At 64.9% G+C, this 24,270-nt stretch carries 21 protein-coding genes; 9 read left to right on the forward strand and 12 right to left on the reverse strand.

The features are described from left to right. Positions 1–45 precede the first annotated feature (45 nt). The 5 genes from ACLMAJ_RS22305 to ACLMAJ_RS22325 are packed head-to-tail and all read right to left on the reverse strand — an operon-like array spanning position 46 to position 3,868. Positions 46–876 carry an SDR family NAD(P)-dependent oxidoreductase gene (locus tag ACLMAJ_RS22305; protein WP_412015735.1) on the reverse strand — a complete coding sequence of 277 codons (831 nt, stop codon included), beginning with the start codon at positions 874–876 and terminating at the stop codon, positions 46–48. Positions 877–917: 41 nt separating this feature from the next. Continuing rightward, the gene (locus ACLMAJ_RS22310) at positions 918–2,138 is read right to left on the reverse strand and encodes a cytochrome P450 (protein ID WP_412015736.1); all 1,221 of its coding nucleotides are present in this window, start codon (positions 2,136–2,138) and stop codon (positions 918–920) included. 29 nt (positions 2,139–2,167) lie between these two features. Then, positions 2,168–2,362, reverse strand: coding sequence for a ferredoxin (locus ACLMAJ_RS22315; RefSeq protein ID WP_412015737.1), 195 nt, complete (start codon positions 2,360–2,362; stop codon positions 2,168–2,170). A 48-nt stretch (positions 2,363–2,410) separates the two neighbouring features. Continuing rightward, the gene (locus ACLMAJ_RS22320) at positions 2,411–3,616 is read right to left on the reverse strand and encodes an NAD(P)/FAD-dependent oxidoreductase (protein ID WP_412015738.1); all 1,206 of its coding nucleotides are present in this window, start codon (positions 3,614–3,616) and stop codon (positions 2,411–2,413) included. 48 nt (positions 3,617–3,664) lie between these two features. Beyond that, entirely contained in the window at positions 3,665–3,868 is a 204-nt protein-coding gene (locus ACLMAJ_RS22325) for a hypothetical protein (protein ID WP_412015739.1), read from the reverse strand. Positions 3,869–3,918: 50 nt separating this feature from the next. On the opposite strand from ACLMAJ_RS22325, the gene ACLMAJ_RS22330 reads away from it, so the two are divergent. Together ACLMAJ_RS22330 and ACLMAJ_RS22335 are read left to right on the forward strand one after the other, a co-directional pair. Further along, a complete protein-coding gene (locus tag ACLMAJ_RS22330; protein WP_412015740.1) occupies positions 3,919–5,211 on the forward strand; it encodes a sensor histidine kinase in 1,293 nt (430 codons plus the stop codon). Further along, a complete protein-coding gene (locus tag ACLMAJ_RS22335) occupies positions 5,199–5,843 on the forward strand; it encodes a response regulator transcription factor (RefSeq protein ID WP_412015741.1) in 645 nt (214 codons plus the stop codon). Before ACLMAJ_RS22330 ends, ACLMAJ_RS22335 begins: the two co-directional genes overlap by 13 nt. Before the next feature lie 43 nt (positions 5,844–5,886). Here the strand turns inward: ACLMAJ_RS22335 and ACLMAJ_RS22340 are convergent, their stop codons facing one another. From ACLMAJ_RS22340 to ACLMAJ_RS22355, 4 genes are all read right to left on the reverse strand, one after another. Continuing rightward, positions 5,887–7,905, reverse strand: a complete 2,019-nt coding sequence (locus tag ACLMAJ_RS22340; RefSeq protein ID WP_412015742.1) for a protein kinase domain-containing protein — start codon at positions 7,903–7,905, stop codon at positions 5,887–5,889. Between the two features lie 192 nt (positions 7,906–8,097). Beyond that, the gene (locus tag ACLMAJ_RS22345; protein ID WP_412015743.1) at positions 8,098–9,540 is read right to left on the reverse strand and encodes an aspartate ammonia-lyase; all 1,443 of its coding nucleotides are present in this window, start codon (positions 9,538–9,540) and stop codon (positions 8,098–8,100) included. After that, positions 9,540–10,589, reverse strand: a complete 1,050-nt coding sequence (locus tag ACLMAJ_RS22350; RefSeq protein WP_412015744.1) for an asparaginase domain-containing protein — start codon at positions 10,587–10,589, stop codon at positions 9,540–9,542. The genes ACLMAJ_RS22345 and ACLMAJ_RS22350 overlap by 1 nt, the downstream gene beginning before the upstream one ends. A 59-nt stretch (positions 10,590–10,648) precedes the next feature. Continuing rightward, on the reverse strand, positions 10,649–12,130 hold the full coding sequence (locus ACLMAJ_RS22355; RefSeq protein ID WP_412015745.1) for an amino acid permease: 1,482 nt from the start codon (positions 12,128–12,130) through the stop codon (positions 10,649–10,651). Between the two features lie 200 nt (positions 12,131–12,330). Here ACLMAJ_RS22355 and ACLMAJ_RS22360 point away from each other — a divergent pair, with 200 nt between their 5' ends. Continuing rightward, positions 12,331–13,008, forward strand: coding sequence for a FadR/GntR family transcriptional regulator (locus tag ACLMAJ_RS22360; RefSeq protein WP_412015746.1), 678 nt, complete (start codon positions 12,331–12,333; stop codon positions 13,006–13,008). 20 nt (positions 13,009–13,028) lie between these two features. Here the strand turns inward: ACLMAJ_RS22360 and ACLMAJ_RS22365 are convergent, their stop codons facing one another. Then, positions 13,029–14,189, reverse strand: coding sequence for an acyl-CoA dehydrogenase family protein (locus tag ACLMAJ_RS22365; protein ID WP_412015747.1), 1,161 nt, complete (start codon positions 14,187–14,189; stop codon positions 13,029–13,031). A 141-nt stretch (positions 14,190–14,330) separates the two neighbouring features. Between ACLMAJ_RS22365 and ACLMAJ_RS22370 the strand changes: the two genes are divergently transcribed. The 4 genes from ACLMAJ_RS22370 to ACLMAJ_RS22385 all read left to right on the forward strand — a co-directional run bounded on the left by ACLMAJ_RS22370 (position 14,331) and on the right by ACLMAJ_RS22385 (position 19,595). Further along, positions 14,331–16,319, forward strand: coding sequence for an alpha-ketoacid dehydrogenase subunit alpha/beta (locus ACLMAJ_RS22370; protein ID WP_412015748.1), 1,989 nt, complete (start codon positions 14,331–14,333; stop codon positions 16,317–16,319). Between the two features lie 81 nt (positions 16,320–16,400). Beyond that, a complete protein-coding gene (locus ACLMAJ_RS22375; RefSeq protein ID WP_412015749.1) occupies positions 16,401–17,048 on the forward strand; it encodes a TetR-type transcription factor C-terminal domain-containing protein in 648 nt (215 codons plus the stop codon). Positions 17,049–17,201: 153 nt separating this feature from the next. Continuing rightward, complete coding sequence (locus ACLMAJ_RS22380) at positions 17,202–17,954, forward strand: SDR family NAD(P)-dependent oxidoreductase (protein ID WP_412015750.1); 753 nt, start codon at positions 17,202–17,204, stop codon at positions 17,952–17,954. Between the two features lie 117 nt (positions 17,955–18,071). Then, the gene (locus ACLMAJ_RS22385; protein WP_412015751.1) at positions 18,072–19,595 is read left to right on the forward strand and encodes an acyl-CoA synthetase; all 1,524 of its coding nucleotides are present in this window, start codon (positions 18,072–18,074) and stop codon (positions 19,593–19,595) included. A 135-nt stretch (positions 19,596–19,730) separates the two neighbouring features. On the opposite strand, the gene ACLMAJ_RS22390 is transcribed toward ACLMAJ_RS22385, so the two are convergent. Next, a complete protein-coding gene (locus ACLMAJ_RS22390) occupies positions 19,731–20,522 on the reverse strand; it encodes an IclR family transcriptional regulator (RefSeq protein ID WP_412015752.1) in 792 nt (263 codons plus the stop codon). Between the two features lie 421 nt (positions 20,523–20,943). Between ACLMAJ_RS22390 and ACLMAJ_RS22395 the strand changes: the two genes are divergently transcribed. Both ACLMAJ_RS22395 and ACLMAJ_RS22400 read left to right on the forward strand, forming a co-directional pair. Continuing rightward, entirely contained in the window at positions 20,944–22,569 is a 1,626-nt protein-coding gene (locus ACLMAJ_RS22395; protein ID WP_412015753.1) for an FAD-dependent oxidoreductase, read from the forward strand. Between the two features lie 63 nt (positions 22,570–22,632). Next, on the forward strand, positions 22,633–23,118 hold the full coding sequence (locus ACLMAJ_RS22400) for a nuclear transport factor 2 family protein (protein WP_412015754.1): 486 nt from the start codon (positions 22,633–22,635) through the stop codon (positions 23,116–23,118). Between the two features lie 123 nt (positions 23,119–23,241). Here the strand turns inward: ACLMAJ_RS22400 and ACLMAJ_RS22405 are convergent, their stop codons facing one another. Continuing rightward, positions 23,242–24,069, reverse strand: a complete 828-nt coding sequence (locus ACLMAJ_RS22405) for an IclR family transcriptional regulator (protein WP_412015951.1) — start codon at positions 24,067–24,069, stop codon at positions 23,242–23,244. Positions 24,070–24,270 lie beyond the last annotated feature (201 nt).

Consider the following 24,270-nt stretch of genomic DNA (forward strand, 5'->3'; position numbering starts at 1 on the left):
ACTTCCTCGGTTGGTGTCCGGCGCCGCCCCGTCTCGCCATTGCCGCTATGCGGTGACTTTGTCGCATTCTTCTTCGATAGCGGCGAAGCCGCGCATGGCATTACCCGCTGAAATGCCGCCATCGACAGGTAGCACTGTTCCCGTGACATACGCAGATCGGTCGCCGGCGAAAAATACGGCCGCCTCGGCGATATCGTCGGCGGAACCTTCGCGTGGCAGCGGCCGGATGGATTTCATGATCTCACGAAGCCGCCGCGTTGCCTCGTCGCTATCGGCCAGATGTGCGGTGACGGTCGACAAGATCTGGGTGGGGATGGCGCCGGGTGCGATGCAGTTGACCCGAATTCCGTGCGTGGCCAGATCAATGGCGACACATTTGCTGAAGTGGATGACTCCGGCCTTGACGGCGCGGTAGGTGATCTCGCCACCACCGGCCTGCAGACCGCCGATCGAGGTGGTGTTGATGATCGATCCGCCGCCATTGGCGGCCATATAGCGGGCCGCGTGCTGGGTACCGAGCATGACGCCGAGCAGGTCGACCGCGACGATCCGGTCGAATTCGGCGAGGTCGTCATCGAGGAAACTCGCATACATGGGACCAGAAATGCCCGCGTTGTTGAACATGATGTCCAGCCCGCCGAAGTTCGACACGGTGAAGGCGATCAGATCCGCGACCTGGTCGGCCGCGGCGACATCGGTCGCTTTGAAAAGGACCTCGGGTCTGTATTCGGCGGCTACCGAATCGCCGCGGGCGGCGTCGATGTCCGCGATGACAACTCGCGCACCTTCGGCGAGGAATTTATCGACCGTGGTGCGCCCGATTCCCGCGGCGCCGCCGGTGACGATGGCAACTTTGCCGGATAGTTCGTTGGTCATGAGATTCGTACCTTTCGTTGTTCGGATAATGAGGGAGGGCATTACCAAGTGACGGGCAACTCCGTGACGCCGTACGCGAAATGGTCTTCCTTGAAGTCGATCCGGTCGATCGTGGTGGCCATTTCGAGGGTGGGGATTCGCCGGTAGAGGGTGCCGTAGACGACTTGCAACTCCAACCGCGCCAACTGCTGGCCGACGCACTGGTGGATGCCGAACCCGAACGCGTGGTGCCGGCGGGCCTGCCGGTGCAGGTCGAGCCGGTCCGGTTCCGCGAAGACCTCGGGGTCGAAGTTGGCGGCGGGCAGTGGCACGATGACGCCGTCCCCGGCGCGGATCGTCTCACCGCCGATCTCGATGTCCGCCAGGGCGATTCGGCGCAAACCATGCTGGGCGATGGACAGGTAGCGCAGCATTTCCTCGACCCCATTGGCGATCACTTTCGGGTCGTCGGTGGCGCCGAACACGGTGAGTTGGTCCGGGTTCTGCAGCAGTGCCAGGGTGCCGAGGGCGATCATATTCGCGCTGGTTTCGTGTCCGGCGATCAGCAGCACGACCCCCATGAGGGCGGCTTCGGGCACAGTGACCTCTCCGGCTTTCACCCGTTCGGCCAGGTCGGCGACCCATCCGTCGCCGGGGGAGTCGAGCCGGTCAGTGATCAGTTCGGCGAGGTAGCTATGGATTGCCGTGCTGGATTCCGCGGACTGTTCGGGGGTCGCGTGCCGGTCGACCGCGACGCCCGCGTGCTGCTGGAAGAACGCGTGATCCTCGTACGGGACGCCGAGCAGGCGGCTGATCATCAAGCTGGGCAGCGGTAAGGCCAACGCGGTGACCAGGTCGGCCGGATTCGGTCCGGCCAGCATTTGGTCGATCAGGTCGTCGGTGATCGTCTGGATATTCGGTCGTAGGGCCTCGACTCGTTTGAGGGTGAACGGAAATGTCATCAGCCTGCGAAACCGGCTGTGTTCGGGGGCATCGGAGTTGAAGATGGTGAGCGGTCGCTGGTCGAGGGTCTCGGCCATGCCCGGGCTCTGATGCGGGAAGCCGGGTTGCTTCTCGTCGGCGCTGATTTTCGGGTCCGACAGCAGCGCGCGCTGTTCGGCGTGCCCGGTGATCAGCCAATGTGTGCTGTCGTCCCAGATCCGTACTCGCGAAAGGGGTTTCACGGCCTGTAGGGCGGCCAGTTCGGGTGGCGGGCTGAACGGGCACCCGGCGGCGCGGGCCATCGGGAATTCGGGCAGGTGCGTGGTCGATGGGTCGGTCATGAATTACTCCTTCGATTGGGAAGGTCGTGCTATTCCTCGATGGTGATGACGAGTGCCGGGCATACCGCGGCCGCGTCACGGACGTCGGCCACCTGCTCCGGTGGTGGGTTCGCCTCGAGCAGGATGACGATGCCGTCCTCGTCACGCTGGTCGAAGACTTCGGGGGCGGCGGCCACGCATTGCCCGCAGGCGACGCATTTCTCCTCGTCGATGAATACCTTCATGAGATCCTCCGTGGGGTGTTGATCATGTTGTCGTGCTGGGGGTTTCGCCTATGGCGCGACGGTTGCCAGCGCTGATTGCGCCTGCGCGTCGACGATGTCCTGGCGGCGCAGGCGGGTCTGCTTCGGCATGTTCCAGCCGACGACACCGGTGACCCTGCCGTCCAGGCGATAGCGAGTGACGAAGCGGCGGGTATGCAGGTCGCCATCCACCACGGCAGCCTCGGCGTTGGCCGGCACAGTGCCGTGGACCTGGATCTTCGCGTCGAATTGGTCGGTCCAGAAATAGGGGATCGGGGTGTAGGCCTCGTCGGCACCGAGAATGATTGCGGCAACCGCGGCGGCCTGTTCGGTGGCGTTGGTGCGATTCTCCAGGCGAATCAGGCTGCCGAGTTGCTCGTGCTGGAATCGGGCGACATCGCCGACGGCGTAGATGTCGGCCGCCGCGCGGCACCGGGAGTCGCAAACGACGCCGTTGTCCACGGTCAGGCCGCTACCGTCGAGCCAGCCGGTCGCCGGGATCGCGCCGATAGCTACGACGACAATGTCGGCGGGCACTTCCTCGCCGGTATCCAGGAGCACTCCGGCGACCCGGCCCTGGCGGCCGGTCAATCCGCTGACCGCAGTACCCAAGCGGCAGTGGACGCCGTTTTCGGTGTGCAATTCGCCGAGCATCGTCGCGACGACGGGGCCGAGCGGGCCGATCATCGGAGCGGGCTGCGGGCCGACCATCGTGACATCGAGTCCGAGAGTGCGTGCGGTAGCGGCGATTTCCGCACCGAGCACGCCTTCGCCGATGACGACGACACGGGCGGAGCGGAGCAGTTCGGCACGCAGGGCGCGTGCGTCATCGAGTGTGCGCAGCACATGGACCCCGGCCAATCGCGCCGCGCCGGGCAGTGGCCGAGGGTGGACTCCGGTGGCGATCACGATGGCGTCGGCACCCAGGGTGCGTCCGGACGCGGTGCGGACGGTGTGTGCCGCGATATCCAGTCCGGTCGCGGCGTCGCCGAGTATGAATTCGACGTTCAGGTCCGACAACGCGGCCGCCGGGCGGAGCTGGGTCCGTCGCGGCTCCCATCGACCGGCCAGGATCTGCTTGGACAGTGGTGGCCGGTCGTAGGGCAGCTCGTCCTCCGCGCCGAGTATCGTGATGACGCCCCGATATCCCTTGCGTCGCAAGGATTCTGCTGTGGAAAGTCCGGCGGCGGAGGCGCCGACCACCAGAACGCTTACGGGTGTGTTCGGCCTAGTCATGGGTAACTCCATTCCAGGATTCACCGGCGATATGTACCGCGGGTGTGTTCAGGCGGTCTGCGGGCTCTTCCGGAGCACGGCCGCGCCGGCTCCCAGCGCGATGACAGCCATCACGGCGCTGGTCGCGATCTGCCCGGTGCCGTCGAGGCCGAGCACATCGGCCACCGGGTCGAAGCCGAGGGCCAGGGCGACGACGAGATTGAACGAGAACAGGAACCAGAGCGCGGGCTTGGATGAAAGCAGTGATTTCACGGAGTTCCTTCGAGAGTGGGGGCGATGAACTTTCTGCGATAACCATCTCGATGTCCGACGGTCGGCACGAGGGAGCGCAGTCCCGAATCGATGGTGTCGCCAGCTACACCACGCCGGGGGTGACCGCCCACCTCCGTGGGGGTAGTCAGCCGCTTACGCTGAGCGTTATGTGGGTGACGGTGCGGCAGGCAGCGCGGGCGACTCGGCAGTTGGCCGGGGCCGCGGCGCTCGCATTCGGCACGTACCTGTTCATTTCGCTGCTGTTGCTGACCGTGGCGGGGACATTGGTGGTCGTCGGGATCGGGATGGTGCCGATGACGACGTTGCTGGTGCGCCAATTCGCGGGTACCAAGCGGCGCAAGGTGGCGGAATGGACGGGCCGCGATATTCCCGAGATATATATGCTGCTCGACGGCCCGCTACGAAAAAGCCTGCGCGCGGTAATGCATGACCCAAGCACCTATGCCGATCTGCGTTGGATGCTGGCTTACTACGCCTACGGCGCGCTGGCCTACCTGTCGGTGCCGCTGTGGGTGGCCGGGGTGCCCATCGACGGTGTGCGGTGCCGGCTGTTCGGCCGAAAGCCGTTGATACTCCCGCAGATCGGCCGATTGGCCGACCTGGACGCGCGCTGGTCCGAGGCATTGTTGAAGCCTTCGCCGAAGGCGCTACTGGCCGAGCGCGTCGAGACGCTGACCCAGACCCGGGCGGGCGCGATCGCCGCGCACGCCGCCGAATTGCGCCGGATCGAGCGCGACCTCCACGATGGCACGCAGGCGCGGCTTGTCGCGTTGTCCATGCGGATCGGCCTGGCGAAACGGGTGTACGAGTCCGATCCGGGGGCTGCCCGCGCGCTGCTGGACGAGGCACAGGACCAGGCCGAGCATGCCTTGACCGAGCTGCGCCACGTCGTGCGCGGCATTCACCCGCCGATCCTCACCGACCGCGGCCTGGCCGGTGCGGTGCGCGCGCTCGCCGCCAGCAGCGGCCTCCGAGTCACTGTCGACGTCGACGGTGTGACCACCGGGCCACGGGCTCCTGCGGCAGTCGAGGCGGCGGCGTATTTCGTCGTCGCCGAAGCATTGACGAATGCGGCCAAGCACAGCGGCGCCGAGCGGGCCGAAGTCCTGGTCACCTGCACGACGAACGGGTTGCGCTTGGTGGTGCGCGACGAGGGCCATGGCGGCGCGCGGATCCCTATGGTGGGTGCCGGGACCGAGCCGGGCGGATCGGGATTGCTCGGTATGCACCGCCGGGTCGCCGCCCTCGACGGAATACTCACCGTGACCAGTCCCGCCGGGGGGCCGACCATTATCGAAGCGGAGTTGCCGTGCGTGTGGTAATCGCCGAGGACAACGCCTTACTGCGGGAAGGACTCGTGCTGCTGCTCACCTCCGCCGGACACGAAGTCTTGGCAGTCGCGTGCAGTGGCCCGGAAGTGTTGCCCGCGTTGCTGAAGCATCGGCCCGACGCCGCGGTGCTCGATGTCCGGATGCCACCGGGCTTCCGCGACGAGGGCCTGCGCGCCGCGCTCGACGCGCGTAAGGAGATCCCCGGTCTGCCGGTGCTCGTGTTATCGCAATATGTCGAACAGTCCTATGCCGCAGAACTTCTCGGTGGTGGCGCTGGCGGTGTCGGTTATCTGCTCAAGGACCGGGTCGGCCGGGTCGATGAGTTCCTGGACGCGCTGGAACGTGTCGCCGAGGGCGGGACCGCGCTGGACCCGGAGGTGGTGACCGAACTACTGACCCGTCGCCGGAATACGCCGCTGGACTTATTGACCCCGCGTGAGCGGGAGGTTCTCGGGCTGATGGCCGAGGGGCACGACAACGCGACGATCGCGAAGACGCTCGTGGTCACCGAACGTGTGGTCAGCAAGCACATCGGCAATCTCTTCCTGAAGCTGGGCCTGCCACCCACCGATAGCGGGCACCGTCGGGTACTGGCGGTGCTGGCGTACCTGAACGAGTCGTAGTGCGCGGTCGGCCCGGCTCGACGAGGTATCCGTGATCGGACAGCTAGTCGCCACCTGCCCGTGCGTGATCGGCTGCCGCGCTGGGCATTCCGTGCTCGGCAAACCAGGCGGTGGCCACCCGGTGCAGTTCTGGCACCTGGTCGGGGCGGTCGCGCTCCAGTCGTTGGCGTAGGAATTGGGCGAACAGGCGGTGGTAGCGGAACCATTCGCCGTCTTCGTCGATGCGGCGCAGGAACAGGTTTCGGCGCTCGATGGTTTCCAGCAGCGCTTGCCCATCGCTACGGCCGGTCAGTGCGCGGGCGAGATCGCCGCAGATCCGTTCGGGCATCGACGTTTCCAGGAGGGCATCGATCAATTCGGCATCCACAGTGGTGAGCACGTTTTCGGACAGATACTCGGCGATGGCATGGTGGCGTCCCGACAGATGTCCGATCAGTGCGGCCGGGTCCTGGTGCTCGTAGAGCCACAACGACGCCAGATGCAATGCGGCGACCCACCCCTCGGTGCAGGCGTGCAATGCCGCGATCTGTGCGTCGTCGAGGGGAAATCCGGCAACCCCGACCAGCAGCGAACGCACCTCGTCGGCATCGAAAGCCAGCGCGGTGGTATCTATTTCGATGAGCTCGTTTCGAACTCGCATGGTGGCCAACGGCAGTCCGTCGGCACGTCTTCCGGTGACGACGATCTGCAGGTGATGGCAGCCGTTCTCCAGCAGAAACCGCAGCGCCGCAACGGCATCAGCATCGGTGATCCGGTCCCAGGCGTCGATCACTATGGCGATGCGTTCGTGCTGTTCGTGGATTTCGTTGATCAATGTGGTGAGTACAGAGCGGCTGGCCTGTGCACCCTGCTCCTCGAGGATCCGGCCGAGTCCTTGGGTCAGTTCCGGGCGGGCTCGGCGAATCGCCTCGATCAGATGCAGGAGAAACCAGACGGCGGTGTTGTCGTCCTGGTCGGCGTTCAACCAGGCGACGGCGACCTCACCACCCTCGTGGAGATCCTTGGCCCACTGGGCGGCCAGCGTGCTCTTGCCGTATCCGGCGGGCGCGTGGATGACGGTCAGATGCCGTCGGCGCCCGGTCCGTAGTGCGTCGATCAGCCTGCCGCGCTGGACCAGTTTGAGGGTGGACATAGTGGGGCGGAATCTGGTGTCGGGGGTGGGCGGTGTCGTTGTCGGCCGGAATATGGGTGCCGGGCCCGTCGCCACCGCCACCGCTGTGTCCGGTCGCGCGTTGGTGCCCGCCGCGGTGCTGGGCAGGGTCATGTCCTGTAGCGGCAGCCCGTGGGCGCGCTGGATATCGCGCAGCAACTCACCGAACTCGGCGGCGGATTTCGGCCGGGCCGCCGGATCATGCGACATACCCGCCTCGATCGCGGCGCACACATCTTCGGGAATGCCGTCGGGCCGCAGGTTCGGCAGCGGTTCGGCGGCAATTCGCAGGAATTGGGCGACCACCTGCTCACCGGAGCGGCGCTCGTAGGCGGCATGGCCGGTGATCATGCAGAACAGGGTCGCGCCGAGTCCGTACACGTCCGACGCCACGGACGGATGACCCGATCGCAGTACCTCGGGGGCAGTGAACGCGGGCGAACCGGTGATCACCCCGGTGGCCGTTTCGAAACCGCCTTCGATGCGGGCGATACCGAAGTCGGTGAGCTGAGGTTCGCCGTATTCGGTCAGCAGCACATTGCCGGGTTTGATATCGCGGTGCAGGATCCCGGCTCGATGTGCCGTTTCCAGGGCGCCGGCCAGTTTGATCGCGATGCGCAGCGCGTCCTCCAGCGGCAGATATCCCGTGCCACGGATCCGGGACTCCAGCGAACCAGGGGAGTGATAGGGCATCACGAGGTAGGGGCGACCGCTGACGGTGGTGCCCACGTGCAGGACATGCACGATATTGGGATGTCCGGACAGCGCGCCCATCGCCTGCTGTTCGCGCAGGAACCGTTCGGCGCTCTGCGGATCGAACTCGGTGGTGGTCAGGATCTTGACCGCGACATCGCGATTCAACGCCTGTTGCCTGCACCGATAGACCACACCGAACCCGCCGCGACCGACCACACGCGGATCGTAGAGACCCGTGCCTGTCAGCTCCTTTTCAATGTCTGGAGGCTTATTGCTCTCTGTCGCCAAGGGGTCGCCGTCGGCCATATTCTTGTTCTGTGTCGGGCGTCCGCGGTGCTACCGCGCTGGGCCCCAGTTTATGCCTGGCGAACCGTCCGGAGACGGCATCGCCACGACGGGTTCGTTGCCTTATGTGCGATCGGTGGCCGGTTGCTGGGCGGTCTCGGCCGATGGACTGGCAAGACCGGCGAGGCGGTGCGGTGCGAGGAGTTCTTTGACTATTTCGGGCGCGAGCAGGCCGAGTTCGGCCGCGATATCACCGACGAATTGTCCTGATTGCAAAGCCTGTTTGGCGATCAGGGCGCTGGCGGCGTACCCGATGTGCGGGGTCAGTGCGGTGACGATCCCGATCGAGCGCCGGACACCCAGTTCCAGATGCTCGCGGTTCGCGGTGATGCCCACGACGCACTTGGTGGTCAATGCGTCGGCCGCCGCGGTCAGGTGCGCGGTGGTGCGCAGCAGGCCGTAGGCGATGATCGGTTCGAAAGCGTTCAGCTGGAATTGCCCGGCCTCCGCGGCCATCGTGACGGTCAGGTCATTGCCGATGGCTTCGAACGCGACCTGGTTGACGATCTCCGGGACGACCGGGTTGACCTTGCCGGGCATGATCGATGACCCGGCCTGGACCGGCGGCAGGTTGATTTCACCGAGTCCGTTGATGGGACCCGACGACATCAAGCGGAGATCGTTGCAGATTTTCGAGAGCTTGACCGCGACCCGCTTGAGGACCCCGGATACCTGCACGAAAACGCCGCAATCCTGAGTGGCCTCGATCAGATTCTCCGCCGGCGTGACTGTCTCGCCGGTGAGTTCGGCCAGCTGTGCGCAGGCCAGCGCGGGATAGCCAGGATGGCCGTTGATTGCCGTTCCGATCGCGGTGCCGCCGAGGTTGCTTTCGCCCAGCAGTGGAACAGCTTCCTCGAGCCGGGCGCAGTCCTCGCGGATCATGAGGGCGAATGCGCCGAATTCCTGGCCGAGCGTCATCGGTACGGCGTCTTGCAGCTGAGTACGGCCCATTTTGATGACGTCGCCGAACTCGGCGGACTTGGCCTCGAATGCGTCGGCGAGCCGGCGCATCGCCGTGACGAGTTCCCGAATGTGTTGGACCACAGCGAGTTTGACGGCGGTCGGATAGACATCGTTGGTGGATTGGCCGAGGTTGACATGGTCGATCGGGTCGAGCTCGGAATAGGTCGCGCGGGCGTAGCCGAGCAGTTCGAGCGCGCGGTTGGCGATGACCTCGTTGGCGTTCATATTCGTCGAGGTGCCCGCGCCGCCTTGGATCGGGTCGATCGGGAACTGATCGTGCAGTGCGCCGCCCCGGATTTCGTCGCAGGCCGATCCGATCGCGTCGGCTCGGCGGGCATCGAGAATGCCCAGCGTCAGATTGGCCCGGCACGCGGCCTGTTTGACCGCGGCCAGCGCGGTGACGAGCGCCGGATACCGGCCGATGCTGTCGCCGGTAATGGTGAAATTGTTCAGCGCGCGTGCGGTGTGGATGCCCCAGTACGCGTCGAGGGGTACGGCGAGGGTGCCGAGTGAGTCGCGTTCGGTGCGGGTGCTGTCGGTCATCATCGGCTCCGGTGGATCGGGTGCGTGTCTTGGTCATCAACGGGTGCGAAAAAGGCGGGGGCCGCAGGAGGGTTGGATAGCTCGCCGAGGAGGTTGACCGACATCCAGTGTCGCAGTGGCGGACCGGAGAGGCCGAGATCGACGAGATAGGCCAGTTTCGCAAGTGCCGACTCCCTGGTCATATCGCCGCCGCTGATGGCGCCCGCGTCGAGCATGGCCCGTCCGGGCAGGTATCGGCCGAGATCTACGGAACCGCTGTCACATTGGGTGATGACGACGACCGGTGTCCCACGCAGGGTTGCCTGGCGGACCGTCTCGATCGTCGCGCAACCTTGTAGCGGCAACGTGCCGGAGCCGTAACATTCGAGCACGATGCCGCCGCTGTAGTGGTGCGTCGCCACGTCGAGGAATGCGGCGTGCATCCCAGGAAATACGGTCACCAGTCCGACCGGCCTGCGGACCGCATTGCCGAGCCCGCGTATGCGGAGGTCCGGTGGTGTCGGGGGCGGCGTGAATTCGCGGATCGCGACGAACGCCTCGAAATCGTCACCGGCGCGCTTGCTGGCTCGCACGGCGGGATGCCGTCCAGAGCCGAATGCGAGGAAGGTTCCCGGTCCCGGTTCGGCGGCAATCGAATTCAACGCCAGACGCAGGTTGCTCGGCGCGTCGCTGCCGGGATGGCCCAGGGGTATCTGGGCGCCGGTCAACACCAGCGGAACGGTGATTTCGCGCAGTTCGAACGCCAGCCGGGCACCAACATAGGCCATGGTGTCGGTGCCGTGAATGACGATGACACCGTCGAGGGGTGCTGATTCGACGCTGGATCGCACGTGTTCGGCGATACGGCAGGCCGTGGCGGGGTCGGCGTCGGAACTGTCGATGACGTCCTCGAGTTCGGCGTACCGGACCTCGACCGACCGTTCTTCGTCAGCCTCGAACCGGGCTACGATATCGGCGATTTCGCCGCCGATCCCCGAGCGCGGACGCAAACCCGCCCCCTGGTCGACCATCCCGAATGTGCCTCCGCTGTACAGGAGTTCGATTCGCAAGGGCGAAACGTGGGGTATCGCAGGCGATATCGATGGCCCGTCCGAATGAGCGTCGAGGTTCACGACCCCAGCGTTTCGTTCGTAGTCGCACCGTAGTCGTCTATCGGTGCGAGGACGTCCGGATCGAGGCGACCGCGCACCTGGAACCATCCGGCGACCATGGCCGCGACGACGAGAATGAACACCGCCAGCGTGATGCGCCCGATCTCGGCGTCGAAGAACATCAGTCCGACCACCGCTGCCAGGAAGCCGAGCGTCAGGATATTGAGGACCGGGGCGAATGGGAGCTGAAAGTCCGGGCGGCGGTACTCGCCGCGCTGTGCCTTACGCACGAAGGCCCAGTGGCAGATCATGATCGACGCCCAGGTACCGACGATGCCGAGTCCGGCCAGATTCAACACGATCTCGAATGCCTTCTGCGGCATAAGGAGATTCAGCAGCACACCGGCGATGCCGACCGAGCTGGTGAGCAGAATCCCGCCATAGGGAACGCCGTGTCGGTTCATCCGCGCGGCGAATCGCGGCGCGGTCCCCGCCACGGCCATCGACCGTAGGGTGCGACCGGTTGCGTAGAGACCCGCGTTCAGGCTCGACATCGCGGCGGTCAGGACGACCAGGTTCATCACATCGGCGGCATGCGGTATCCCGATCGAACTCATCACCGTGACGAACGGGCTTTCGCTGGGGGAGTAGGCGGTCCACGGCAGCAACAGGGTGAACAGGACGACCGATCCCGCATAGAACAGGATGATCCGCCACATGATGGAGTTGACCGCTTTCGGGATGATGGCTCGCGGGTTATCGGACTCACCGGCCGCGACGCCGATCATCTCGGTGCCGCCGAATGCGAACACCACGCCGAGGGCGATGGTGAGCATCGGCGCCAGACCGCGCGGGAAGAAGCCGCCGTTATCGGTGATCGTCGAGATGCCAGGGGTATTTCCGTCGATCGGCGTGCCGCTGGCGATGAGCACAATGGCCACCACCATGAAGACGAGAATGGTGCCGACCTTGATCAGCGCGAACCAGAACTCCAACTCGCCGAACAGGCGCACCGAGACGACATTGAATCCGACGACGACGGCCAGTGCGATCAGCGCCAGCGTCCATTGGGGTATCGGCACGAAGAACGACCAGAAGTGTGCGTACAGGGCCACCGCGGTGATGTCGGCGACCAACGTCGTCGACCAGTTCAGGAAATACAGCCAACCCACCGAATAGGCGCCGCGCTCCCCGAGGAATTCACGGGCGTAGGAGACGAACGCGCCGGACGAGGGCCGGTGCATGACCAGTTCGCCGAGCGCACGCACGACCATGAACGTGAAGATGCCGCACACGATGTAGACGATCGCCAGTGCGGGTCCGGCCAGTGCCATGCGCCCGCTCGCGCCGAGGAATAGTCCGGTGCCGATCGATCCGCCGATAGCGATCATCTGCATATGGCGTTTGCGCAGGTGTTTTTGATAGCCGATGTCGCCGATGTCGACCGTCGCTGCTGGGGTGGCGGCTGCCCGGGCCGTTAGTTCGTCGGGATGCTGCATCGAAACCTTCCTCGGGGGCGAGTACAGCCTTCGCGGCCGCCGATTCCGTGATGAAACGTCAGGCGGTAATGCTGTCAGGCTGTAAGACAGGTAGACCGTAACGTGGGTCACATCCGCTGTCAACGGGTAGCCCGGCCCGGGGACGCGGCTCATCGGCGAGGGGTTTTGACGCCGTTTCAACGAGTCTCCATACTGGTCGCGTGGCGGTCGAAGTGGGGCAGGTGCAGCGCGTAGGCGCCACCGAGGCGGTATTCCGTCGGCTGAAGAGCCTGATTCAAAGCGGGGAAGTCGCGGTCGGTGACCGTTTGCCCGCCGAGCTCGCCCTCGCCAAGCAGTTCGGCGTCAGCAGGCCGGTGGTCCGCGAGGCGCTGCATGCCTGTGCGACCCTCGGTCTTACCGAGACCCAAACCGGCCGAGGCACTTTCGTCATCTCCAAAAAGGGGACCGCCCAGCTGACCTTCGCCGGCATCGACGCCGCGGACCTGATCGAGGCCCGCCAACTCGTCGAGATCCCCACCGCCGGTTTCGCCGCCGAGCGCCGCACCGCGAATCAATTGCAGGACCTGTTCGAGATACTCGCAAAACTGGCGGCCGCGACCGACGTCCGCGAATGGGTGCGATACGACGGCGAATTGCATACCGCGATCGCGGTGGCCAGCGGAAACAAGATGCTGACCAGCATGGTCGCCGACACTCGCCGAGCGCTGGACCTCCAGTCCGAATTCCTCAACCTCACCCAGGACCGCCGCGCCGATTCCGACCGCGAACACGAGGCGATCGTCCGGGCTATCGAGGCTCGCTCCCCGGAGGATGCGCGCGTCGCGATGACCGACCACCTGGACCGAGTGGCCGAGACGATAGCGCGCATCGGGGACTGAACGCAGGGCGGTCCGGTGGGTCAGACCCGACCCGAGCGCAGCACTTGGCGCGCGATCACAGTGCGCTGGATTTCGTTGGTGCCCTCGCCGATCTCGAGTATCTTGGCATCGGCGTAGAAGCGCGAAATCTTGGATTCGCGGATATAGCCGTAACCGCCGTGGATCTGGACGCTGGCGCTGGCCGCCCGGTTGGCCACCTCGGAGGCGTACAACTTGGCCATGGCCGCCGCCTGGCCGAAGGGCCTGCCGTTGTCCGCGAGCCAGGCCGCCCGGTAGACCAGGCCGCGCGCTGCCTCCACCTCGGTGGCCATATCGGCGAGCTTGTGCTGGACCGCTTGGAACGCCGAAAGCCGCTTGCCGAATTGTTCGCGTTGGCTCGCGTGTTCGGCCGCGAGGTCCAGGGCCTGCTGAGCCAGCGAAAGTGCCAGTGCGGCAACGCTGATGCGGCCACCGTCGAGTACGTCGAGGAACTGCCGTAGCCCATTGCCCTCCTCGCCGATCAGGTTCTCGGCCGGGATCCAGCAATTGTCGAAGATCAGTTCGCGAGTATCCATCGCGTGCCAGCCGATCTTCTTCAGCGAATTGCCGACGGTGTATCCCGGCGTGCCGGTCGGTATATAGAACGTGCCGAACCGCTTGGTGCCATCGTCGTTGGTGTCGGTCACCGCGAGGATCGTGACGCCGAGGCTGATATCGGTGCCCGGATTGGTGATGAACATCTTGGTGCCGTTGACGACCCACCCGTCGCCATCCGGACGAGCCGTGGTCCGGATACCCGCCGCATCCGAGCCCGCGGTGGGTTCGGTTAGTCCGAATGCCCCGATGTGCGTGCCTTTGGCCAGCGGGGTAAGCCATTTGCGCTTTTGCTCGTCCGTGCCGAAGGCGGCCAGGGGGAGCGAGGCGATCGTGGAGTGCGCGTTCCAGGCGGCGGCGAACGATTGGTCCGCGGCGCCGATCGCCTCCATGGCCGCAACGTAGGCGACGTATCCGACGCCGGTACCGCCGTACTCCTCCGGTATCAGGAGGCCGGTGAGATCCAACGCGCCCATCTTCAAGAAGACCTCGCACGGGAACCGCTCCTGCTCCGACCAGGACTCCGCGTGCGGCTCGATCTCTTTTTCGGCGAAATCACGGCACAGCTTCTGCAGCTCGATTGCCTCGGCGGGCAGGTCTAGATCCATATCGAGTCCGTCCTGTGCATCCGTCGCAGACAGCGACTCCTTGTTTTTTCGAACATTCGGTATAATATTGACCATCGGCGCCCCAAGTCAACAGTCGGCTCGAGAGCGACTCCACACATTGATCGGCAAAGACATATGACAATGACTGAATCAGGCTCGCAGGCAACGGGGTTCGAGAGCGCGGCGACGCAGGCTGAGCTGTACCGGCGAATGCTGACGATCCGCAGGTTCGAAGAGCACGCCGCCCGGCTCTATCGCGACACTCAGATCCCCGGGTTCTTGCATCTGTCCATCGGCCAGGAAGCCTCCGCGGTCGGCGCCTGCTGGCCCCTCGACGATCGCGACGTGGTGACCTCCACCCACCGTGGGCACGGACACTGCATCGCCAAGGGCCTCGACGTCGAAGGCATGTTTGCCGAATTGATGGGCAAAGAGACCGGAACCTGTAGGGGCCGTGGCGGTTCCATGCATATCGCCGATCCGCGCAGGGGCATCTTCGGCGCGAACGGCATCGTGGGCGCCGGCCTGCCGATCGCCGTCGGCGCCGGTACCGCCGCCCAGTTGCGCCGTGACGGTGGCGTCGTGGTCGCCTTCTTCGGCGACGGCGCCGTCGCGCAGGGTGTCTTCCATGAATCGGTCAATCTGGCGGCGGTATGGGATCTGCCGGTCATCTTCTTCTGCGAGAACAACGGCTACTCCGAGTTCTCCGCAGCGGCCGACCAGCATCGGGCCGGGCTGCGCGATCGTGCGGCGGGTTACGGTGTCGAGTTCTACGAGGTCGACGGAAACGATGTCGTGCAGGTAGCGACCATGCAGCGCACGCTCGTCGATCGGCTGCGCGCCGGTGCGGGCCCGGTCATCGTCGAGGCGAACACCTATCGGTGGCACGGGCACTACGAGGGCGATCCCGAAAGTTACCGGGACGCAGCCGAACTCGCGGCGTGGAAGGAGCGCGATCCGCTCACGGTCCTCGGCGACACCATGCGCGCGCAGGACCTGGCCGCGCGGATCGCGGCGATCGAACTCGAGGTCGACGCCGTGATCGATGACGCGATCGAGAAGGCCGTGGCCGCCCCTTATCCTGGCGCGGAAACGGCCGGGGACTTCGTCATCACCCCGCGCGCCGACGTACCGGAGCCGCCGGTGCCGACCACCGGAACGACCAAGGTCATGCACGCGATCACCAACGCGCTGACCCGTGAACTCGAGGACGATCCGTCGGTCTTCCTTGCTGGCATCGATGTCGGCAAGGGCGGCAACGTCTATGGCTTGACTCGCGGTCTGGCAGACCGGTTTCCGGGGCGGGTCCGGGACACCCCGATTTCGGAGAGCGCGATCATGGGCACCGCGGTCGGGGCGGCGATGGGCGGCTACCGGCCGGTCGTTGAGTTGATGTACTTCGACTTCATCGGTGTCTGCCTGGACCAGTTGATGAATCAGGCCGCCAAGTTGCGCTTCATGACCGGCGGTGCGGTGACGATGCCCATGGTCGTGCGCACCCAGTTCGGTGCGGGTAAATCCTCGGGCAGCCAGCATTCGCAGAGCCTGGAGGCGGTGCTCGCGCACATCCCCGGGCTGACCGTGGTGATGCCGTCGACACCAGCCGACACCTACGGGTTGTTACGGGCCGCGATTCAGGATCCCAATCCGGTGATCTTCATCGAGAACCGGCTGCTGTACGGCATGAAGGGTCCCGAGGCGCCGGTGGACCACGTGGTCCCACTGGGTAAGGCGATTGTGCGGCGGCCGGGTACCGATGTCACCGTCGTGTCCTATTCGAAGACGATGTACGACTGCCTGGCCGTCGCGGATCGCCTTGCGGACGAGGGTATTTCGGTCGAGGTCATCGATCTGCGGACCATCAGCCCGCTGGACTTCGACACCGTCCTGACGTCGCTGCAAAAGACGAATCGCCTGGTTGTGGTTCATCAGGCCGTCGGCGAATTCGGGGTCGGCGCGGAACTGGCCGCTCGCGCTGTACGAGACGGGTTCTGGTATCTCGACGCGCCCGTCATCCGAGTTACCGCGAACTCGACGCCCGCGCCTTACACCCCGGCGCTGGAGAAGATATGGCTGCCCGACGAGGCTCGTATCGAGGCCGCGATCCGCGAAACACTCGACACGCGGTGATGACCAGCGCTTGTTTCGACCGATTGTTCGATTCTGCGTATACTTACTGTCCCACGCGAATTCGACGACACGAGGGATCACATGGCGCGACCACCAGGACATGGTCCGGGTTACGAGATCAAACGGCAGGAGATCATCGACACCGCCGCCATGTTGTTCTCGGAGAAGGGTTATGCCGCGACGGGTATCACCGAGATCGGCGATACGGTCGGCCTGGCGAAAGGCGCCCTTTACTACTACATCAAGTCCAAGGAAAACCTGCTCGTCGAAATCCAGGAACGGGTACTGGACCCGCTATTGGCCGCGGCCGGGAAAATTCAGGACCTGGACGCGTCGCCGGTGGTCAAGCTGCGTCTGCTGTCCGAGGAATTGCTGACAGTCATTTTCGAGCGCCTGGACCATATCTGGGTGTACGAACACGACTACCGTCAACTGACCGGGGACAATCTGACCCGGATGCTGGCGCGACGCCAAGAATTCGAGAACGTCGTGCGGTCCTTGCTGGTCGCTGCGATGGATGAAGGATTTTTCCGTAAAACCAATCCGTCCTTGACCGTGCTGCAATTTCTCAACATGCACAATCACACCTATCAGTGGGTCCGGCCGGGGCAGCAATGGGATGCGAAATTCCTTTCCAAGACCTACTGCGCAACCTTGTTCACCGGCTTCGCCGACGGTAGCTGCGATCTCGAAGCGATCGAGGCTCAGGTCGCTACTTTCCAGAGCTGAATTATTCGGATACCCCGACCGGCGCTGATCTCGGGTAGCCGCATGTCGTCTTCATTGTGTGAACCGTGAGCGCCTCTTGACAGAACCGCGCGTATAGTTTCTTATACCGAGTGTTCGAATTAATTCTTTCAGATCCCGGCAAGGGAGGCGACCATGGGCTCGAGGCTCGAAGGTAAGACTGTCGTAGTGACCGGCGCGGGCGGCGCGCTGGGATCGGTGGTCGCGCGGCGGTGTGCCGAGGAGGGCGCGGTCGATATCGTCCTGGCCGACCTGAATGTCGATGCGATGACATCGCTGGCGGAAACATTGGGCGCCAAGGGGGTAACCGCGACAACCGAACGTCTCGATGTCGCCGACGGCGAGCAGTTCGACGAGTTGATCCGGTCCGCCGCCGAGCGGTTCGGCACCGTCGACGTGCTGGTGAATACCGCGGGCATCGTGTCGCCCAATGCGCGGATCCACCACCTGTCCACCGACGACTGGCAGCGCTCGTTGTCGGTCAATCTGACCGGAACGTTCCATGGCATTCGTGCGGTCGCCCGGGTCATGCGGAAGAAGGCGAATGTCTCGATCGTCAATATCGCCTCCGTGAGCGGTTTGACGGCCTGGGCCTACGCCGCGCCCTATTGTGCGTCGAAAGCGGGCGTGATCCACCTGACGAAGGTCGCCGCGCTCGAATACGCCAAGGAGGGTATCCGCGTCAACGCCGTCTGTCCCGGCACCTTCCCGTCGGCCCTGCACGAGGGTCTGCCTACCGAGGCGTTGGATGCGATCGAGGCCAAGCATCCGCTCGGATTCGGCACCCCGGACGATATCGCGGGTGCCGTCATCTACCTGGCGAGCGATGAATCTCGCTGGGTAACAGGGCATTCACTGGTGGTCGACGGCGGCTACTCGTTGCCTTGAGATGTGCCGCCGGAGCGCGGTGCCACCGGTGGGTTGTAACCTGCGCCACAGTTTATTAGTCTAGTCGGTACATAAAACTGTATCCGACTACTCCTCTACCAACAGCGAGGCCCGCGAATGTTCAACTTCGCCTCCGTGCTCGACCGGAACGCGCACCGATACGCCGATAAGATCGCTCTGTCCGAAGGCGATCGGGAGTTGACCTACGCCGAACTCGGGGCCCGCGTGAATACGCTGTCCGCCGCGCTGCGTGACCTGGGTATCTCCTCCGGCGATATCGTCGCCGTGTTGCTGTACAACCGCGTCGAATTCATCGAAACCATGCTCGCGGCAAGCCGCATCGGCGCCGCGATACTGCCGCTGAACTACCGGCTCTCACCCGCGGAATGGCAATACATCCTCGAACATTCGAATGCCGTCGCGATCCTGACCGAGGCCGAGTTCGCGGCCGGCATCGATGAGCTGGCTCCGACCTTGCCGAAGGTGCGGCACAAGGTCACGCTCGACGCGGCGGGCGATCCGTCGTGGCTCGAATACAACGCGCTGCTGCGGCGTCACTGCGGACTCACCACGCCGTTGGTCGATGTCGAACCCGATGCGCTGCAACGACTGATGTACACCTCCGGGACGACCTCGCGCCCGAAGGGCGTGATGATCACGCATCAGAATGTGATCTGGAAGAACCTCGCTCATATCCTGGAGTTCTCATTGACCGCCGAGGATCACACCCTGGTGTGTGGCCCGCTGTATCATGTTGGGGGAATGGATCTTCCGGGCCTGGCCACCTTCCACGCCGGTGGACGTCTGAGCTTGATCCGGCGCTTCGACGCCGCCGCCGTGGTGGACGCGATCGAAAAACTGCGTCCGACCAATGTCTGGCTGGCCCCGTCGATGATGAATGCCCTGCTTCAACTTCCCGATATCCTGGACCGGGATACCTCATCGATCCGGTTCATCACCGGCGGCGGTGAGAAGATGCCGATACCCTTGCTCGACCGGATCGCCGGCGCCTTCCCGGATGCCTGGTTCGCCGACGCCTACGGGCTCACCGAGACCGTATCGGGCGACACCATCAATGATGCCGACCATATGCGTTCGAAGGTCGGCTCGGTCGGTCGGGCCGTGGCGCACGTCCGGATCGCCATCTTCGACGAGCACGACGGGCCGGTCCCGGCGGGCATGCTCGGTGAGATCGTCATTCGCGGCCCGAAAGTGATGACCGGATACTGGCGCGACGAGCGGGCCACGCGGGACGCCTTGCGTAACGGGTGGTTCCACACCGGCGATCTGGGCCGCCTCGATGAGGACGGTTATCTGTATATAGAGGACCGCAAGAAGGACATGATCGTCTCGGGCGGAGAGAATATCGCCACCCCCGAGGTGGAACGGGTGCTCTACGAGAATCCGGATGTTGTCGAGGCGGCGGTCGTCGGTATGCCGCATGCGCGCTGGGGCGAGGTGCCGATGGCCTTTGTCGTACTCCGGGCCGGAAGCGCCCTCGATGCCGAGGGACTCAAAGACTTCTGTCGAACCCGGTTGGCCAAGTACAAGGTGCCCGCCGCGATCGAATGCGTCGAATCGCTGCCGCGGACTCCATCCGGGAAGGTTCTCAAACGCATACTGCGCGAGAGCATTTCCTGAGCATCGAACCCATCCGGTGCCCGTGCGATCCGATCGCACGGGCCTGAGGCGTTTGCGGTGGTCCGTCCGACGGCATTGGACCGCCGCCCTCGTCGCTGATCTGCGACGAGGGCGGCGGTCCAATGCCGGACCAGGTCAAACGGCCCGGCCGACGGCCAGCAGCGGCGCGTTCGCGGTGGAGCCCGGACGTGATGTCAGAGAAAGGCGGCGTGAGATTTCCGCGGCCGTCCACATGACCCGGTGCTTCAGCTCGTCGGCGCGGACCAGCTTGCGGTGTCCGCACACCGACAGGGCCGCGACCACGTCGCCGTATTCGAAGATCGGCGCGGCCACACACGCGACACCGGGCACGGACTCGTCGCTCTCGATCGCGTAGCCGGCATTGCGGATTTTCATCAGCGCCGCCCCGAGTGCTTCGGGGGTCTTGATACTCGCACTGGTCAGGCCGCGCAGACCGCAGTCGAGGTATCGCTCGACGATCGCGGGCGGCGAGTAAGCCAGTAGTACTTTGCCGACCGCCGTACAGTGCGCGGGCAGGCGGCCACCGACCCGGGACGGCAGTTCGCTCGCGAGCGCCCCGCCGACTTTTTCCAGATAGACGACGTCTTGTCCGTCCAGCAGCGCCAGATGCACGACGTGACCGGTCTTCGCGGAGAGGTCTTGTACGAAAGGTTTTGCGGCGTCGCTGATTCGGCGATGCGCGACCTGGCTACCGATCTCGAACATCCGCAGGCCGAGCGTGTACTGGTTGTCGTCGCGCTGAAGCCAGCGGGCATTGACCAGATGTTGCAGGATCCGATGGACCGACGAGCGCGGCAGCCCGCTGCGGGTGCAGATCTGACCGAGCGTCAGCGCCCCCGCGGTTCGCTCGAAGACGCTGAGAATCAGGACGACTCGTTCGACCATCCTCGACGGGGATTCAGGCATGTGGGGGCTCCTTAATGCAGTGCACTCAATTCGCGCACCATACCGAAGGGGCGGCGCTATTCCTCACATGTTCGTCCCGCTCAGCGGAAGTGTGGCGTCGATTGAGGAGACGTAACGCTCACACTAGGGTCCGTCGCCACGTCGTGACCCAGGTCACTGAATGGTGCGGACGGGTGATTAGAGGGAGAACTGTGACTCAGCACGACGTTGAAGTCGAGCTACGGCGCGGCGGGCCGCGGGGGAGCGGTGCCGGGAAGCGATCGAGGGCCGTCCCAGTGAGCGGGACCGGCCCCGAGCCGGAAGTACACAGACCGCATGACACCGATCGGCGAACTTCGGCCGAACCCGGTATGCGGATCTCCCTCGGCGGTCTCTACCTGTGGTTATGAGCAAGAGAAAATCAAGAAGCAAGGAGATAGCTATGCCCGCTGACGAGGAAACCTACGACATCGTGGTCGTCGGCTCCGGAGGTGGTGGCCTGATCGGGGCCTATGTGGCCGCCTCGCGTGGTCTGCGCACTCTGGTCATCGAGAAGACCGGCCTCGTCGGTGGCACCACTGCTTATTCCGGGGCAGGAATTTGGTTTCCCGGCAGTGCTCCACTGGAGCGAGCGGGTATCCAGGACGGCATCGAGGGGTCCAGGACCTATCTGCGCAGCATCGTCGACGACAGCTCTCGGGAGTCGCTCCAGGACGCCTATTTGCGGGCGGGCCCGCAGCTGATCGACGAGCTCGAGCAGAACCCGCTGTTCGATTCGTTCTTCTATGCCCCCGTGCCGGAATACTTCGCGTCGGCTCCCGGCGCGTCGCCGGCGGGGCACAGTATTTTTCCGGCCGCGGTGTCGGTCGATGAACTCGGGGAGCTCGCCTCGATCGTCCGGCGCTCCATCCCCGAAGAACGCTGGGGCAACGATGAGGGGCACATGCTCTACGGTGGCCGGGCGTTGATCGGCCGGGCGCTGAAGGCATTCGTGGAGACCGGCAACGGCTCTTACCGCCTCGACACTGCGCTGGAAAACCTCATGGTCGAGGATGGCCGGGTGGTCGGTTTGGAGGCGGTGAGCAACGGCGAGCGTGTGACGATTCGCGCCGCCCGAGGCGTGCTGCTGGCAGCCGGTGGGTTCGAGCAGAGTAGCGAACTGCGCGAGCAGAATGGGGTAGTTCCCGCCGCCACTGCGTGGTCCCACGGCGCTCCGGAGAACACCGGCGACGCGATCCAGGCCGGTGCCGCGATCGGCGCAGCCACCAACCTGCTCGACGAGGCATGGCACGTACCAGGACTCATCCAGCCCGACGGCCGACCGGTGTTCTTCACCGGTGCGCGCGGTGGGATCTGGGTCAACGCCGCGGGTGAGCGCTTCATGAACGAAATCCAGCCCTACGACCGGGCCGGTCACGAGATGCGCCGGCTGCACACCACTACGGGTGTCGATCACAGTCGCGTTCATTGGGTGTTCGATCAGCGGCTGGTGGACCGGGACAGCTTCGGCGGTGACCCGGCCGAGCCGGTGCGCCCCGAATGGTTCGAATCGGGCGCGCTGAAGAAGGCCGACACCCTGGAGGAATTGGCCGAGCTGATCGGGGTGCCGGTCGAAAGCCTGCGGAAATCGGTCGAGGAGTTCAACGGCTATGCCCACAGCGGAGTAGACGAACGGTTCCATCGTGGCGAGACTCCGTGGGACCAGATGTTCCACCACGTGGTCGGCTTTTCCTACGAGCCGGGGAACCCGACCTCGGGGACGACGTTGAACTACCTGGTGCCGCTCACGGGTGAATGGCCGAATCCGCTGGTGCAGCCGATCGAGCAGGGGCCGTTCTATGCCGCCACCATCGTGCTGTCCGATATCGGCACCAAGGGCGGGCTGAAGACCGACGATCACGCGCGTGTGATGCGCGCGGACGGTCAGCCGATCGAGGGGCTCTACGCGGCCGGCAACACGATGTCCGCGATGTCGGGACGGGTGTACGCGGGTGCCGGCACGCCGATCGGCTCCTCGCTGGCCTTCGCCTATCTCGCGGTACTCGACATCGTCGGCAAGGGCGAATGACGGGCAACCGGATCGAGCCGAAAGCTGAACAGTCGCAATCGGTTACGCGAAAGGATCGGCACATTGTCCGAAAGACGTGATCTGGTCGCCGAACTGGCGGCCAAGCAGGCGGTCACCGAACAGTTGCACGCCTACTGCCGAGGGCTCGACCGGATGGACCGCGCGCTGGCCGACCGTGTGTGGCACCCCGGTGGCACCGCCGACTACGGTCCGGGTTACCGCGGGAGCGCGTCCGGATTCCTGGACTTCGTGTGGGAATTCCACGCCGGGTATGACTGCCATTCACACATCGTGAGCAACATTCTCATCGACGTGGACTCGGCGTCGGCGACCGCGGCCAGCGAAAGCTATGTCGCTGTGTGGCTGCGGACAGCCGCGGTCGATGGGCTGGTGACCGACCAATTCCATCGCGGCCGATACCTCGACCGCTGGTCCAGTCGCGAGGGTCTATGGGCGATCGAGCACCGGATCTACGTCGGAGACTTGCTGCACGAGGCCCAGCACACCGCGAGCCCGGTCAGTGAGTACTCGGCACCGAGTGGAAGGTGAGATCGAACGGACCTTTCCTACATGGTGCTGGGCTACGAGATGAGTGATTCCTGATCGCTCGGTTGCCTTTACGACCGGGCCGAGCGTACCTAACGCTCGGCCCGTCGTAGTCGGCTCGGAGCCTCAGAACCACTCGCCGCGCTCGCCCATCGCGAGTAGCCGGCCGAGCGCTTCTATGGGCACGGCGTTGCGTGGTGCGGCCGATTCCGGACGTGGACGCATTTTCGGGGGTTCGCCGCCCAGCAACTTCTCGGATATCGCATGGGCGGCGTTGGCCGCGAGGGGCGCGAGCCGCTCCAGCGGTGCTTGCGCGTCACCGACGATCGAGACCGCGCCGATCGGCCCGTCCGGCCCGCGCACCGCGGCGCCGACGCAGGCGATATGCGGATAGCATTCGCCGCGTTCGAAGGCGAGGCCGTTGCGGGTCCGGATGCGGCTCAATTCATGGTGCAGGACCCCGAGGTCGCCGATGCTGCGCGGAGTTCGCCGATCGAGCACGCCCCGGTATAGGGTGTCGAGCCCCTCGGCCGGTAACCAGGCCAGCATGGCCTTGCCGACCGCGGTGCAATGCGCGGGTGCCCGGCCGCCGACTCTCGACGGAACTTCGACAGTGGCCCTGCCGCCGAATTTGTCGAGGTAGTAGACGTCGGTTCTGTCCAATACGGCTAGATGCACGACCATCTCGGTGCGCACCGAGAGCGCGTGCAGCAGCGGAAACGCGGCGGCGCGCAACGCGCCGTGGCCCACTTCTCTGCCGCCGAGACCCAAGGCCCGTGGACCGAGGCCGTAACCGCTGTCACCGTGATCGAGCCACCGCAGCCGGACGAGCTGCTCCAGGATTCGGTGGGTCGTCGAGCGGGGCAAGTTGGTGCGCCCGGTGACTTCTTCCAGCGTGAGGCGGGTCTGTGGGCCTGCGAAGGCATCCATGATCAGGGTCATGCGCTCCACCATCGAGGGTGGCAACCCGTACCGCTCGACGACGTGGGTTCCGCCGTTCAACGCGTCATTACTCGGCGCGGTTTCACTCATCGCGCCATCCCTCAACACTGAGGCCATGCCAGCGCCTCCTTCGGAGACTCGAACTACACGGGCCAGGGTAGCCGTGTCCGGTGCGGCTGGAACGGGTTTTCTCGAAAAGGCGGACTAATTTTG

Origin of the sequence: Nocardia arseniciresistens, from assembly GCF_046764875.1 — a bacterium.
Lineage (GTDB): Bacteria > Actinomycetota > Actinomycetes > Mycobacteriales > Mycobacteriaceae > Nocardia > Nocardia arseniciresistens.